Origin of the sequence: Porphyromonas uenonis DSM 23387 = JCM 13868, assembly GCF_000482365.1 — a bacterium.
Taxonomy (GTDB): domain Bacteria; phylum Bacteroidota; class Bacteroidia; order Bacteroidales; family Porphyromonadaceae; genus Porphyromonas; species Porphyromonas uenonis.
The window spans coordinates 1-15649 of sequence record NZ_AXVC01000028.1 but is presented as its reverse complement, the minus strand read 5'-3'; the positions used below and the strand labels follow the sequence as shown (position 1 = coordinate 15649).

The 15649-nt window shown below is 52.1% G+C and carries 7 protein-coding genes, 2 tRNA genes and 2 rRNA genes; all 11 read right to left on the bottom strand.

From position 1 onward, the window contains the following. The 11 genes from L215_RS0102955 to L215_RS0102900 all read right to left on the bottom strand — a co-directional run bounded on the left by L215_RS0102955 (nucleotide 1) and on the right by L215_RS0102900 (nucleotide 15643). A complete protein-coding gene (locus tag L215_RS0102955) occupies nucleotides 1-3141 on the bottom strand; it encodes an efflux RND transporter permease subunit (RefSeq protein ID WP_027451315.1) in 3141 nt (1046 codons plus the stop codon). Between the two features lie 4 nt (nucleotides 3142-3145). Further along, complete coding sequence (locus L215_RS0102950; RefSeq protein ID WP_025882991.1) at nucleotides 3146-4225, bottom strand: efflux RND transporter periplasmic adaptor subunit; 1080 nt, start codon at nucleotides 4223-4225, stop codon at nucleotides 3146-3148. Between the two features lie 16 nt (nucleotides 4226-4241). Next, nucleotides 4242-5657, bottom strand: a complete 1416-nt coding sequence (locus tag L215_RS0102945; protein ID WP_027451314.1) for a TolC family protein — start codon at nucleotides 5655-5657, stop codon at nucleotides 4242-4244. A 28-nt stretch (nucleotides 5658-5685) separates the two neighbouring features. Then, nucleotides 5686-6474, bottom strand: a complete 789-nt coding sequence (locus tag L215_RS0102940) for a LytR/AlgR family response regulator transcription factor (protein ID WP_025882993.1) — start codon at nucleotides 6472-6474, stop codon at nucleotides 5686-5688. Continuing rightward, nucleotides 6471-7598 carry a sensor histidine kinase gene (locus L215_RS0102935; RefSeq protein WP_027451313.1) on the bottom strand — a complete coding sequence of 376 codons (1128 nt, stop codon included), beginning with the start codon at nucleotides 7596-7598 and terminating at the stop codon, nucleotides 6471-6473. The genes L215_RS0102940 and L215_RS0102935 overlap by 4 nt, the downstream gene beginning before the upstream one ends. Before the next feature lie 135 nt (nucleotides 7599-7733). Continuing rightward, complete coding sequence (locus tag L215_RS0102930) at nucleotides 7734-8438, bottom strand: porin family protein (RefSeq protein WP_025882995.1); 705 nt, start codon at nucleotides 8436-8438, stop codon at nucleotides 7734-7736. 183 nt (nucleotides 8439-8621) lie between these two features. Further along, nucleotides 8622-11156, bottom strand: coding sequence for a S9 family peptidase (locus L215_RS0102925; RefSeq protein WP_407918619.1), 2535 nt, complete (start codon nucleotides 11154-11156; stop codon nucleotides 8622-8624). A gap of 969 nt (nucleotides 11157-12125) precedes the next feature. Next, a 5S ribosomal RNA gene (rrf, locus tag L215_RS0102915) occupies nucleotides 12126-12236 on the bottom strand. 130 nt (nucleotides 12237-12366) lie between these two features. After that, nucleotides 12367-15243, bottom strand: a 23S ribosomal RNA gene (locus tag L215_RS0102910). A 210-nt stretch (nucleotides 15244-15453) separates the two neighbouring features. Next, nucleotides 15454-15527, bottom strand: a tRNA-Ala gene (locus tag L215_RS0102905). Between the two features lie 42 nt (nucleotides 15528-15569). Continuing rightward, nucleotides 15570-15643: transfer RNA gene (locus L215_RS0102900), tRNA-Ile, on the bottom strand. Nucleotides 15644-15649 lie beyond the last annotated feature (6 nt).

The following is a 15649-nucleotide window of genomic DNA, read 5'->3' as shown; positions in this document are numbered from 1 at the left end:
CTACTTCTTCTTAATCTGTTTCCTCAATCTAGATATTCTACGCTCCTTATTGAGCTTGCGCTGGTGCACAGCAGCATAGGCTGTCGGCACCAAGATGAGCGTCACGAGCATAGAGATCAGGAGACCTCCGATGATGGTGATGCCTAGCGGTGCATAGAGCTCCTTACCCATACCTCTACTGAGTGCCATGGGTAGCATACCGAGTATAGTGGTCATGGAGGTCATCAAGACAGGGCGCAAGCGTGAGCGCCCAGACTCCATCACCGCATCTCGTATGCTATAGCCTCGGTGCACGAGCATGTTGCTGTAGTCCACTAGGACGATACCATTGTTTACAACGATACCTACGAGCATGATGAGACCGATGAAGGTGACGACACTGAGCGTGGTACCTGTGACAAGGAAGGCTAAGATAACTCCTACGAGGGTGAAGGGTATCGCAAAGAGGATGATAAAGGGGTCGAGCAACGACTCAAACTGAGCAGCCATCACCATAAAGACGAGGAGCAGTCCGATGACGAAGATGACCGTAAGCGAAGAGAAGGTATCTCCCTGATCCTCCACCTGACCACCTAGCGATACGGTCACCCCTTGTGGCGTATCAAGGTCGGCGATGATCTGCTCCGCCTTCTTAGCACCATCCCCGAGCGAGATACCGTTGAGGTTGGTTGTAACCTTGACATAGCGCTGCTGGGTGAGTCGCTCGATCTGCACGGGGCCCTCCTTCTCCTGAATATCAGCGACCGCAATGAGCGGGATCTGCTGCCCCAGGAGGTTGGTCACCTGCATCTCGCGCAGCTTGCTGATTGAGTTACGATATTCCGGTGCATACTGTATGCGTATATCGTAGTCGGTACCGTCTTCAGTATAGGAGCCAGCCTTAGCTCCATAGAGATTCTCACGTACCTGTATACCGATGATACCAGGATTGAGAGCCATCTGGGAGGCTTTGTCCTTGTCCACGAGGATGTGCACCTCACGATTGCCTGCCGAGACAAGCGCCTCGACATTGGTAAACTCAGGGCACTCCTTCGCCTTGCGCTCGATCTCAAAGGCGACTTGATTCATCTGGTCGATGTCTTTGCCATAGACGACAAACTCAATCGGAGCTCTATTACCCGTCAGAGCAGTCGCCATAGCACTACCACCAGAGACGGTCACCTTCTCAATCTCAGGGATTGCCTCAATCAGCGGACGTATATCGTCTGCTATCTGCTGACTGCTACGCTTGCGCTCATCGACAGGCTTGAGGTGGCAGAAGATGGTACCGATGTTCTTACCCTCCTTAAAGCCGACGGCCGTCAGGACGCCATCATCGGTCTGTCCCGTAATGCTGGCGATACCTCCCTCGGCAATCTCTGGCACATGGTCCTGCAGGAGCTGTACGATCTGATTACCAACCTGCTCCGTAAGCGTGTGCGAGGTCCCCTGCTCCGTCTCAAACTGGATGGAGACAGAGCCCGCATCGATGTCGGGGATATAGTCCGTACCGACCGCCTTGCCTAAGAGCAGTACTAAAGCAAAGATCACGAGAGCCGACACGAGGGTGATGCCTTTGTGAAAGACCGCCCACCCAAGGAAGTCATGGTAGACGCGCTCGATCCTTTGGAACATACGCTCGCTCCAGTTGTAGAGCTTGCCGTGCTTCTTGCCTTCGCCTCCACGAGGAGCGGGCTTGAGCAGGACACTCGAGAGCATCGGTGTCAGTGCCAGAGCAGTAAAGAGGGAGGTGATCATACAGGTCACCGTCAGGACGGCTAGCTGCTTAAACATCACGCCGACGATACCACCCATGAAGACCAATGGAAGGAATACCACGATCGTGGTCAGCGTCGAGGCGGCAATGGCCAGTCCCATCTCCGAGGCTCCAAACATGGCCGCTTGCTTTGGCATGGCGCCTCGCTCGATGTGTTGCGTGATATTTTCGAGTACGACGATGGCGTTGTCCACCACCATACCGATAGCGATCACAAGTGCTACGAGTGAGAATATATTAATCGTGTAGCCCAGCACATTCATAACGATAAAGGCCGAAATCAGCGACACAGGCATCGTCAGGAAGACGATAAGACTAGACTTCCACTCTCGTAGGAATAGCAAGACGACTAGGGTGACGAAGATCAGAGCGTACCAGATTGACGAACTGAGGTTGTTGATTGAAGAAGTAACCAGCTCATCAGAACCTATCACCTCAAAGATCTGTACATCTGAGGGTAGATCCTTCTGTATGTCGGCTATCTCAGCACGCACCGCATTGACTACGTCTACCGTATTCGCTCCTGACTGCTTCTGTACGAGCAGGGCTATACCTTTGCCCACGTGGTTGAAGGCGGAGGCATCGGTCTCCTTAAAGGTGTCTCGGACAGTAGCTACGTCTTTGAGTCGTACTACCCTACCATTGACCGCCTTGATGACCGTATTCTCCAGTTCCTCGACTCTCTCGTACTTACCAGGCATACGCACGGAGAAGTCGTAAGCGCCCTCCGTGACGAAGCCCGAGGGAACGTTGACATTGTTTGCCTTGAGCATCATCGATAGCTGCGCTACCGACATACCATAGGCCTGCATCCTCGTGGGGTCTATCTCGACTCGTATCTCACGCTGAGGCTGTCCTAGATAGATGACCGTACCGACGCCATCAACCTTACGCAAAGCGGAGGCGATCTGATCCTCTACGATCTCCTCCAGTCCGTTGTAGTTCTCGTCCGCATTGACTGCGTAGCCGAGGACAGGCATCATGGAGGCGTTGATCTTGTAGATAATCGGCGTGTAGGCCTGTGACGGCATACGCGACTTGACCAGCTCGAGGAGATCTCGGGCATTGTTTGCCGCAGCCGTGATATCCTCCTCCCACTCGTAGCGCAGTTGTATGAAAGAGACGTTTTCCTTAGAAATAGACTTGATCTCGACGAGGTTCTCCGCTGAGGAGAGCACTGCCTCCAGGGGCTTGGAGACCTGCTCTTCGACCTCTATCGCTGAGGCTCCCGGGTAGACCGTGATGACCGTCAGGGAGGGGAACTCCATGTTTGGCATCAGGTCTAGCGGTAGCTTCGTCAGCGAGAAGACACCGATGACCAGTATGGCGACGAAGATCATCGCCGCCGCAATGGGTCGCTTTACACCAAATTCGGGAAGTTTCATAGGCTTACTTCTTCACAACGTTCACCTTAGAGCCGTCGCTGAGCTTGTTCTTGCCATCTACTATGATGGTGTCGCCGCTCTTGATCTCAGGGCTCTCTACGTAAACCCAACCATCCTTGATCTCGCCACGCTTCACGGCGATGCGGGTCACGGTCGTCCCATCTTCGTTGAGCTTGAAGACAAACTCCTCAGCCGTACCCGCTAGACGATAGATAGCATTGAGGGGAACGAACAGCCCCTCCCGCTCGGGCAGGGCAATGGAGACGTTGCAATACATACCAGGCTTGAGCCGGTTGTTGCTGTTCGGTATATTGACCTCCACGGAGGCGGTGCGCGTCATCGATGAGAGGACGGGGGAGATGTAAGAGATCTTACCCGTAGCGGGCTCATCAGGATAAGCGTCGAAGATAATCGTAGCTTGCTGCCCTTTCGCTATATAACTTAGGTCCTTCTCGTTGACCTCGATGGTAGCCTTGAGCGGATTGATCTGGCGTAACTCGATGATTCCACTTTCTAGCTTGAGATCACTGCTGAGACTGGGGGTAAAAGCGTAGGTCTCGCCCTCATTGATCATGATCTCGGTGATGACTCCGCTAAAGGGTGCTGTGATGGAGGTATTCTTCCTAAGCATCGCAACCTTAGCGACAGAGGCATCGTACTTAGCCTTGACATGGTCGTAGTCCATCTGGCTGATGCTCTCCTTCTCTCTCAGACGTGTGACACGATCAAAGTCGCGCTTGATCGCTTCGTTCTCAACTCGTGCCTGCAGGAGCATCTCGTCAGACATCTCTACGATGACAGCCCCCTTGGGGACAAAGCTCCCCTTGCTGTAGCGTATGCGCTCTACCTTGCCAGGCAGTGCGGTCCCTAGACTGGCACTCTTGGAGGCTTCGGCTGTACCAGAGAAGCGAATGCTCGGCATAAAGGTCATCTCTTTAGCCTGTGCGATGGTTACGGGGATCACTTTGTCCGCCTCGGACTCCTGATCCTGATCTCCTTGCTTGTTGCAGGCAGTCGTGGTGCCTAGGGTTAGCAGGAGTAATATTGTTGGGAGCAAGTAGCTCTTAAGTTCTTTAGTATGCATATTGTGATGTGATCTTCTATTTCTCTTCTTGCGTCTGTGTATGCTCGGTCGCATACTGATAGAGCGCACCGGTGGTCTTCTCTAGCTGGGAGAGCGTCACGGCAGCCTCTACACGAGCGTCGATATCTTCGGAAGCCGCTTTCTCCCACATGGTCTGCGCCTCGAGGATGTCTCGGACGCTATTCATACCCTCTAGGAGATTGTTTTTGGTAATGCGCAGGCTCTCCTCCGCCTGCTCCTTAGAGAGCTTCGTCAGCTCCATCTTCTTAAGCGCCTCGGCATGCTTAAATCTGTTTTGCTGTACCTGTAGGGTGATCATCTCCTGAGCATCTTGCAGCTCCAGCTCCGCCTTGGCGACCTCTTGATCGGCTATATGTACCTGGTGTATCCTATCTCCCCAAGTGAGGATGGGCACCTGTACGCCGATGCCTATCATCCAGTCTCCGCCCAGATTGCTCTGGCTACCCTTGTAGACGTTTGGCTCGACCCAGTTGTACCCTGCGGTAAGGAAGACGTTGGGGAGGAACTGCGACTTGACCATCCGCCTCGCCGACTCCGTGAGGGCGAGCTTGCTACGTAACATGACGATCTCTGCGCGCTCGGCATTGCTGCTATCCAGCGCTAAGAGACGACTGCTCAGCTGCTCCTCGCTAATGATCGCACTATCCAGCTCGATCTGCTCAGCCTCTAGACCAATGATCTGCCCTAGTAGCATCTTGGAGAGCTGGAGCCCGTTTTGTGCCTTGACGAGTGTGAGCTCCGCTTCGTTTTGCTTGACCTGCACCTTCAGCACTTCGTTTCTGGTCGTCATGCCCTCGGCGTAGACATTCTCCAAGTCCTGCACGAGATGATCTAGGAGCGACTTGTAGGTCTGAGCTAGGCGCACCTTCTCCTGTACCGAGATGACACGCCAGAAAGCTTCATCGACAGTGGCTAGGACGTCGGCTTCTTTCATCTTGACCTTCTCATGTGCTAGGTCGGAGGTGTAGCGCGCCATCTTGTTTGCCTCGAAAATCTTACCGCCCATAAAGATCGGCTGACGTAAGGTGAAGCCGCCCGTATAGATCTCCCGAGGAGCGACACTGATGAAGTCTAGTGGCATCGATAGCCCCGGCGGGGTCACGCCTGGTATGTTAAAGTCTATCGCAAAGGGACGCAAGGCTCTATCTCCTGGATTGATCCAAGCCCCAGCGAAGTCGACGCGTGGTAGATACTTCGTCTTGGCTGACTGGACTAAGTAGTCAGAGGCTACGGCATCTGCCTGTGCTATCTGTATCTGCTTGTTGTGCTCTAGAGCGAGGTCTCTACACTGCTCTAGCGACATCGGCACTTGCTCTTGCTCTTGGGTCTGCGCCTGGGCACTGCCCCCCAGCGTAAGGACAAGAGCCGTGCCTAGGAGAAGAAAACTCCTCCCATTAAGTCTATATTTCATGATTTGCTAATGTCTATTCGTTACGACATCACTTGGTGTCGGGATCGTAAGCTCCCTGATACCACTCCTTAAACTCTTTGTTTTTCGCTTTGCTTACTACGATCTTCTCTGGAGTCTCTATGTCAAGGGTCACCGTCAGCTTGCCACCGAACCAGGTCGACATACTCTGTATCGCACTATGTGCCACGATGTACTGCCTGTTGGCTCGGAAGAAAAGCCTCGGATTGAGCTCCTGCGCCATCTTCTCTAATGATAGGTCGACAAAGTGCTCCTTCCTATCCGTCGTCACTACCACCGAAGCCTTACTATCCGCACGTATGTAGGCGATCTTGTCCACCGATATAGGAATCAGCTTGTCTCTCCACGGGATCAGGAAGTGGCTCTTGTAGCTCATCTGCGACTCACGGAGTGCCTGCATCATCTTAGCCATCAGAGCTTGGTTGTCTACCTTCTGCTCCGTATGACTAAAGCGCCTCACCTTATCAAGGGCTCTCTGGAGATCCGTCTCCTTGATCGGCTTGAGGAGGTAGTCGATACTGTTGACCTCAAACGCCTTCAGCGCATACTCCTCATAAGCTGTCGTGAAGATAATTGGACAGGTAACCTCTACCCGCTCGAAGAGGGAGAAAACCGGTCCATCTGCCAGGTGAATATCCATAAAAGCCAGATCAGGTTCCGGATGACTACCAAACCACTCGACACACTCAGATACACTCTGCAAGATGGTCAGCACCTCTATGGCAGGGTCCATCTCAGTGAGTAGGGACTGCAACCCAGTAGCGGTAAAGTACTCATCCTCTACGATTATTACTCTCATATCAGTGATTTGGCTTTGGGTTCGACTTCTTCTAAGCTTCGGATCAGGGGCAGGGAGACCGTGAAGTGCCCATCGTTAGAGACAATATCTATATCCTTGCCAAAGAGCAAGCGATACTGCTCCATCAGATTGTCTAGCCCTACGCCGGTGCTTCCCGACTGGCTATCCTCTCGTAGCTGGATCTTATTATCCACCACGATCTGATTATCTACCGTACGGATGTAGATAGTCAGTGGCACCTTGGCGCTAGCTATATTGTGCTTGATCGCATTCTCCACCAGGATCTGTAGTCCCGATGGGACGACATAGTAGTCTAGATACTGCTTGTCTATATTCCACTCCACACGCAGCCCGTCGAAGTAGCGGATACACATCAAGTAGAGGTAAGACTGGACAAACTCTAGCTCATCAGACAGACGCACCACCACCTTGTCTCGCATCGTGTGCCGAAAGACCGTCGCCAGCTCCTGCACATAGGCTCTAGCGCGCTCATCATCGCGACCGATCAGCCCGTTGAGCGTGTTGAGACTGTTAAAGAGGAAGTGCGGGTCCGTTTGGTTCTTGAGTGCTGTATACCTGTTTTGCAGATTCTCAAAGTCCAGCTCCTGCATACCGACCACGGCCAGGTGATTCTGCTTCATCAAGTAGATGGTCATCGTAAAGAGGAAGGTCACCACGAGGATCACCAAGTCCTTGACATACTGCATGGCAGCATACGCATGATAGCTAAAGAGATCTCTAAACCACCAGCGCTGTAGTCGAGATAGGTAAGGCGAAATGAAGATCACCCCCACGAGTAGTCCCAGCAAGATCAGCCAGAGCTGATACTGACGTATCTCGTACCTATTGATCGCCCAAGACTGAATGCTGAGCAATAGGTAGAAGAAGACCATGTTGACCAGTAGCGAGGCAAACGAATTCACCGAGAGGATCGCTCCTAGGTCAATCTTTCGGCCCGTATCCAGCAAGCTGTAATAGTAGATCGATGACGACAGCATCACAAACGCCAGCAAGAAGCTGATGATCAGCGTTGCTAGCAGCACGCTCTTGCGCTCATTGCTGAGCAATATGAAGCCCTTGCCTTGTCGCCGTCTCAGGCGGCCCGTTATGATGCGTCTCGTCATATATCTTTGTCTGCTCTATATAGAGGCTATGCCACTATCAGTATGCTCGTGCTAAGGTAGCAAGAAATAGCGGAACCCTACATCCCCCTCCCCTCTTAGGGCGACGAAGATAGGGTCCCTATTTCTTACTTTACACTAGAAGCGGTAGCCTAGACCTACCGTAAAGACACTAGCATTGGCCTTGTAGGCGTCGTCCTTGAGAGAGGTGCCAAACTTAGAAACGACATCGTTGACTGTCGACTTGAGATCGTCTACCTGATTGATGAAGCCATACTTGTAGCCCGCATTGATCTGGATACCATTGGCAAACTCATAGCCTAGCTGACAAGCGACACCTACGTCCCATCTCTGGAGGGCTGACTTGTCGTTGTGCTGCTCATACAGATCTATCGGATCCTTCTTAAATATAGCAAGCTCAATCTCATCAGTCTTAGCTGAGAAGCCTACACCCACGTAGGGGCCTACACCTCCGTACAGCTGCCCTTTGCCTAGCTCGACCTTACCCAAAGCGTAGACGGGGATCTGCATACCCCACTGGTTGATCTTATTCTCTACTGAGAGCCCAGCTGCCTCTGCCTTGACACCTGTACCGCGGTAGTAAAACTCCAGCTCAGGCTGGATAGCAAAGTTCTGGTGAAGATTGATCCTCATGAATCCGCCGAAGTCAGCGCCGGGCTTCATCTCGGTCTTGAGAATATTAAAGTCATCACTCAGGATCATGCTGGAGCAGTTGACTCCAGCCTTGACACCATAGTTGAGAGATGTGGTCTGTGCGACAGCTGAGACAGCGGTCATACCCATCAGGGCGGTTGCTACGAGAGCGATGATGTTGCGTTTCATACTTTCTTTTGTTTCTTGCGTTAGACTTAATACGTTTCTATTTCTTAGTCGTGTGATCTATCCGATCGCAATAGATCAACGAACTCTGGGGCAAAGGTAGGAAGCGCAATATGGCTCCACAAACCTTTGCCTACCGAAATGCATCTAACGGTGACCGAAACGACTGAAACGCTGACCGAACGACTAGAGGTGTGCCTCTGGATAGCGCGCATCCCACCAGGTGGGGTCGTCCTTGAGCCACTTCTGAAACCACGCGAAGAGCGTATTCGTCCACTCGATCTTCTTCTCAGGAGCGGTGATGATATGATCTTCGCCATGCACCTTGACAAAGGCTACCTCACGGCCCAAGATCTTCAGCGCATTGTACATCTGGATGCTCTCGCCGATGGGAACGTTCGTATCGTCCGTGCCGTGGATCAGCAGCAACGGCGTGTGGATCTTGTCGGCATGAAAGAGCGGACTCTGCTCCGTGTAGAGCTGTGGATTATTCCACGGATAGCTGTTGTAGCTAGCCACCGTACTATAGCCGATACCCCAGGTACCCTCGCCCCAGTAGGAGGAGAGCGCACTGATACCCGCATGGCTGATCGCTGCCGCAAAGATGTCGGTGATCGTCTGCAGGTACTGCGTCATAAAGCCTCCGTAGCTAGCCCCCATACAGCCGATCTTCTTCGCATTGACGTAGGGGTGCTCTTGGCAAAACTGCTTCGTAGCAGACACGATCTCGTCGGCCGTCACCTTACCCCACGCATTGACGTGGCGAGCGGCATACTCCTGGCCGAAGCCGGTGGTACCGCTCGGATTGAGCGTGAGGACGATGTAACCCTGCGCCGCATACATCGGAAGCGAATAGGACCCTTCGAAAAAGCGAGTCGTCGGCGAGGTGCCTCCATAATAATAGACGATCATCGGGTACTGCCGCGTAGCGTCAAAGTGAGGAGGCAGGTAGTAGCGCCCCTCCACCTTGTCGCCATTCGGCATCGTGTGTACCCAGTCGCTCACGCTACCCAGCTCTAGATCCTGCATCTTGCTCTTAGCTAGGTCGTAGAGAAGCGTCTCACGCTTTCCTTTTCCTTTTAAGCTGTAAAAGCGATCCGCATTCATCGCACTCTGCCCGTAGTAAGCGAGCTGACTGGCGTCATCGCTGATGTCAAAGGAGCGCACGAGGTCTTCCGTCGTAGCTACCTGCTCGATCTGCTTGCGTCTGAGGTCGAGGCGATAGAGGGAGATGCGGTCTTTGTTTTCCGCTGTAAAGTAAGCAACGGGCTGAACCGTACTGACCTTGACCCGCTTGATGGCGGGGTCGAAATCCTTCGTCAGAGGCGTCGCCTGCTGGCTCTGGCGGTCATAGAGGAAGAGCTGACCATCGTACGTATTGGTGATCATTCCATCAGGTAGGTTGCGCCCGATTCCACCGAAGGCATTCGCATCGCCCTCAATGAGCAGGGTGTGAGGCAGAGCGGTGTAAGAAACTGACGAGATAGAGCGCTCCTTAGTGAAGAGTGGCTTGACCTCCAGCGTCTCTAGGTTCATCGTATAGATATTGCTCTGGGAGAAGGGGATCTCGGTGATCTCCTCCGAAGTGCTAAAGATGATCTCACGGGCATCAGGACTGACGTCCTGCAAATAGGTAGAGCGATGGCCGAAGGTAAGTGGCTGGTAGCGACCGCTCTCAATGTCGTAGAGAGCGAGGAAGGTGCGTTTGCGAAAGTCCGCCATACGGTCATACCGTCCCAGTACCTGCTCGGTGATTTTGCCCCGTGCGGGCCCCTCCTCCTCAATAGTGTAGAGCAATTGCTTGCCATCAGGCATCATAAAGAAGGAGCCGGTGGGGATCTGCTCCGCCACGATACGCTCCTCCTGCGTCTTAGGATCGTAGCTGATCAACTGCCGTCCATCGTCTGTCGTGGAGGTGCGGTACAGCTTGTCTTCTTTTGGCATCCAGCTGGCAAAGCGATACTGCTCGCTCAGCGTGGAGAGGAGCTTGTCGCCTTGGTACAGGTAGGTACGGTAGCTACTCTTGAGAGCGGTCGTCTCCCGCTCCGTCAGTAGCGTGTAGCGACCCGTAGGCGACACTGACACGGAGTAGAGGTTGCGACCCGTCATCATATACTCTAGGCTCAGGTACTCCTTATCGTCGTGGCGTACCTCTATCTGGCTATCAGCCTTGGCGGGAATGAGTTTCAAGCGATACTGCGCAGACTCGCCACCCTTAGTCAGTAGCTGAAGCGTCACCAGATGCGACCGTCCAGGTGTCAGCGTGAGGGACGCTGGCGAAGCAGGCTTTAGCTCGCTCTGATACTGCGTAGCAGATGAGAGTTTGTCACCGTCCAGCGCTAAAACAAAGGGCACCGTCGTCTCGACCTGCAGCGTCGCCTGCTCGTAGCTCGGCGTGCGCAGACGTACGGCATAAGTCGTGATCGCATCCTCTGTCGTGTGTAGCGTGACGACACCCTCCTTCGCTGTGGGCAGAGTGCCGTGCGCCTGGCTCAGCTTGATGTGATTCACAGGCTTCAGCAGGTCGGTAGCGTCATACGCTTTGCCCTGCACATCGAGACTATCTGAGATAAACGGCTTCATCACCCGATACTGCTGCACCTGTAGCGGCACCACCGTAAGCGTGTCAGGCTGACTCGCTGTAGCTGACGCTCCTACGGCATCTGGTAGCTGATATGTAGCTGACGAAGCTATTGCAACTGGTTGCTGAGATGTAGCCAACGGAGCTATTGCAACTGGCTGTTGAGATGTTGCCAACGAAGCTATTGCAACTGGTTGATGAGATGTTGCCGACGAAGCTATTGCATCTGGTTGCTGAGATGTTACCGACGAAGCTATTGCAACTGGTTGCTGAGATGTTACCGACGAAGCTATTGCATCTGGTTGCTGAGATGTAGCTAACGGAGCTATTGAAACTGGCTGCTGAGGTGTAGCATAGAGAGTCGTAAGCACCCAGAGCGGGAGCATCGTAAGTAGTCGTAATACGTTTCGTTTCATCTGCTTTCGTTGTTTATTGACCGTGATAGGTTCATTGACCTTGATGGGGTTATTGACCTTGATAGGGTTATTGACCTTGATGGAGTTATCGACCTTGATGGGGTTATCGACCTTGATGGGGTTATCGACCTTAATAGCGTCGCTCCGTAAGAGCTCTAGCTAAGTTTCCGCGCCACAAAGTTAACCTTTTGTTTTCTCTTACGCCGAGTTTCCCCTTCGGACAACGTTTACTAGCCTTTATATCCTGACAAGCAGTTCGATAAAACTAAAAAGAAGTAGAGCCTCCAAACAATCGGACGCTCTACTTCAAACAGGGGCTCGGCTTAACATCTAGCTATTGCGTCTAGCCTCGCATTCCCGCCCCAAGTGGACAAGACCGCCCAAAGGCGATGAACTCCACCGCAAAGATACTAACTAATGAGCACTCAGATACCTCCGATACTTCTCCCCTCCAGCGGGGAAGGACCTCGCCAGAGGTCCGATGCATCGTAGCCGTCGGTCGGAGGGGCAAAGCACCGAACGGCCGATGGGTAGGCAGACGTGACTGGATAGCGACCCCTTGAGGGTCGGACTAAACCAAGATACAGTTCCCCTCCGATCCCTCCGATCCCTTTGCTGACTCTTTGGCCTAGGCACACAAAAAAAGAGAGTCCCCAGACAGGTATCGATACCTATCTGAGGACTCTTCAATGGGAAAGGCGGTTACCTACTCTCCCGATTTTACTCAGTACCATCGGCGCTATTGGGCTTAACTGCTCTGTTCGGAATGGGAAGAGGTGGATCCCCAACGCTATAACCACCTTAATAGGGTGACATACGTAGTCTTATATAGTTACTTTAGAAATTTGATGAGTCTGCGAGCTACACAAACACTCAAATACAATGCTTCGTTTTTAGGCGTACAATCTAAGTAAGTCGTATAACTCAACTCTCTTAGCGAATCGTTCGGGTAATTAGTACTACTCGGCTTTGACATTACTGTCTTTACACCTGTAGCCTATCAAGGTCATCGTCTTTGACCACCCTCAATGAGATCTTATCTTAGGGTCGGCTTCGTGCTTAGATGCTTTCAGCACTTATCCTAGCCCGACTTAGCTACTCGGCATTACACCTGGCGGCATAACCGATAGACCAGCGGTCGGTCCAACACGGTCCTCTCGTACTAGTGTCAGAGCCCTGCAAATCTCTACGCCCACAACAGATAGAGACCGAACTGTCTCACGACGTTCTGAACCCAGCTCGCGTGCCACTTTAATGGGCGAACAGCCCAACCCTTGGAACCTTCTCCAGCCCCAGGATGTGACGAGCCGACATCGAGGTGCCAAACCGCTCCGTCGATATGAGCTCTTGGGAGCGATCAGCCTGTTATCCCCGGAGTACCTTTTATCCTTTGAGCGATGGCCCTTCCATACGGAACCACCGGATCACTATGCTCTAGTTTCCTACCTGTGCGACTTGTTTGTCTCCCAGTCAAGCACCCTTGTGCCATTACACTCTTCGACCGGTTACCAATCGGCCTGAGGGTACCTTTAGAAGCCTCCGTTACGCTTTTGGAGGCGACCACCCCAGTCAAACTACCCACCATACAGTGTCCTTGCCTAAGCAAGTTAGTACCCAAACATCAAAAGGGCCGTATTTCAACAGCGACTCCTGAAGCACTGGCGTGCCCCACTCTCAGTCTCCGGCCTATCCTACACATCTGATACCCAAGTACAATGTAAAGCTATAGTAAAGGTTCACGGGGTCTTTTCGTCCCGTTGCGGGTAATCGGCATCTTCACCGATACTACAATTTCACCGAGATCGCGGTTGAGACAGTGCCCACATCGTTACACCATTCGTGCAGGTCGGAACTTACCCGACAAGGAATTTCGCTACCTTAGGACCGTTATAGTTACGGCCGCCGTTTACTGGGGCTTCAATTCAATGCTTCTCTTGCGATGACATCTCCTCTTAACCTTCCAGCACCGGGCAGGTGTCAGGCTGTATACTTGATATTTCTATTTCGCACAGCCATATGTTTTTGTTAAACAGTCGCATGGGCCTATGCTCTGCGGCCAGTGTCGCCACTGGCGTCCTTTCTCCCGAAGTTACAGGACCATTTTGCCTAGTTCCTTAACCGCGAATCTCTCGAGCGCCTTAGTATACTCAACCCAACCACCTGTGTCGGTTTGTGGTACGGGTAATATATCAATTGTTTAGCGGGTTTTCTTGGGAGCTGGCTTACCTACATTATCACTTTGTGCACGCACGCAGTGTACTCTCAGGTTCGACTCGGTCTGCGGATTTGCCTACAAACCAATTATCTACACCCTTCAACCAACTATTCCGTCAGTCGGCAGTAGTGTCACTTCTCCGTCTCCACATCACTCAATATATTAGTACTGGAATATTAACCAGTTCTTCCATCGGAATCGCCATTAGGCTTATCCTTAGGCCCCGACTAACCCTGATCCGATTAGCGTTGATCAGGAAACCTTAGTCTTTCGGCGAGGGGGTTTCTCGCCCCCTTTATCGTTACTTATACCTACATTTGCTTTTCCTATCGATCCAACACAGGTTGCCCCTGTATCTTCTGCTCAATAGGAATGCTCCCCTACCGATGTATTCACATCCCACAGCTTCGGTACACCACTTATGCCCGATTATTATCCACGCCAAAATCCTCGACTAGTGAGCTGTTACGCACTCTTTAAATGAATGGCTGCTTCCAAGCCAACATCCTAGCTGTCTTCGCATCTTGACTTCGTTTGTCCAACTTAGTGGTGATTTCGGGACCTTAGCCGATGGTCCGGATTGTTCTCCTTTAGGACATGGACCTTAGCACCCATGCCCTCACTCCTTGGCTCTAACTTGTACGCATTCGGAGTTTGTCTGGACTTGATAGCCGGTGAAAGCCTCGCATCCAATCAGTCGCTCTACCTCATACAAGAAACACCAAAGGCTGCACCTAAATGCATTTCGGGGAGTACGAGCTATCTCCAAGTTTGATTAGCCTTTCACCCCTACCCTCAGTTCATCCGAAAGCTTTTCAACGCTTACCGGTTGGGTCCTCCAGATAGTGTTACCTATCCTTCAACCTGACCAAGGGTAGATCACTTGGTTTCGCGTCTACCTCTACCGACTCGTCGCCCTATTCAGACTCGCTTTCGCTCCGGTTCCGTACTTACCTGTACTTAACCTTGCCGGCAACGGTAACTCGTAGGTTCATTATGCAAAAGGCACGCAGTCACCCCACGAAGGGGCTCCTACCGCTTGTAAGCAGATGGTTTCAGGGTCTATTGCACTCCTCTTATCGAGGTTCTTTTCACCTTTCCCTCACGGTACTTGTTCACTATCGGTCTCTTGGAAGTATTTAGCCTTACGGGATGGGCCCCGCAGATTCACACAGGATTTCTCGTGTCCCGCGCTACTCAGGTGGTAGCTCTGTCTATAAACGCATTTCAAATACGGGACTATCACCCTCTTTGGTCGACCTTTCCATGCCGTTCTTCTACACGTGTATAGTACATTAGTGCTACTCCTACAACCCCGTAGATGCCGAAACATCTGCGGTTTGGGCTACTCCCCGTTCGCTCGCCACTACTAAGGGAATCACTTTTGTTTTCTTTTCCTGAGGGTACTGAGATGTTTCAGTTCCCCCCGTTGACCTCTCTTACGAGATACTAGACCTTCTGTCTAGTGGGTTGCCCCATTCGGAAATCTGCGGATCAATTCGTATGTGCCAATCCCCGCAGCTTATCGCAGCTTATCACGTCCTTCTTCGCCTCCAAGAGCCTAGGCATCCGCCATCTGCCCTTATAACTTTTCGCCTTGAGCCTTGTATCAACCTAAGTCAATACAATCTCAGTTGAGTTATACTACTTAGCGCACGATCTAAAATCGTTACTCGCTTTGTATTCTTTGTTTGTTCGTACTTATTCCTAAGTACGCTCGTTACTCGTTTCTATTGTTTCTATTGCTACGTATGTCAAAGATCACTTGATGCCTCTCTTTGCTTGCGCTCTGTCTTAGCATCCATGTGGAGAATATCGGATTCGAACCGATGACCCCCTGCTTGCAAAGCAGGTGCTCTAGCCAGCTGAGCTAATCCCCCGTCCATCTTATTTTATAAGATATACAAGCCTCCGTCCTATCGTAGTCCCAGGCAGAGTTGAACTGCCGACCTCTACATTATCAGTGTAGCGCTCTAACCAACTGAGCTATAGGACTCTCTAG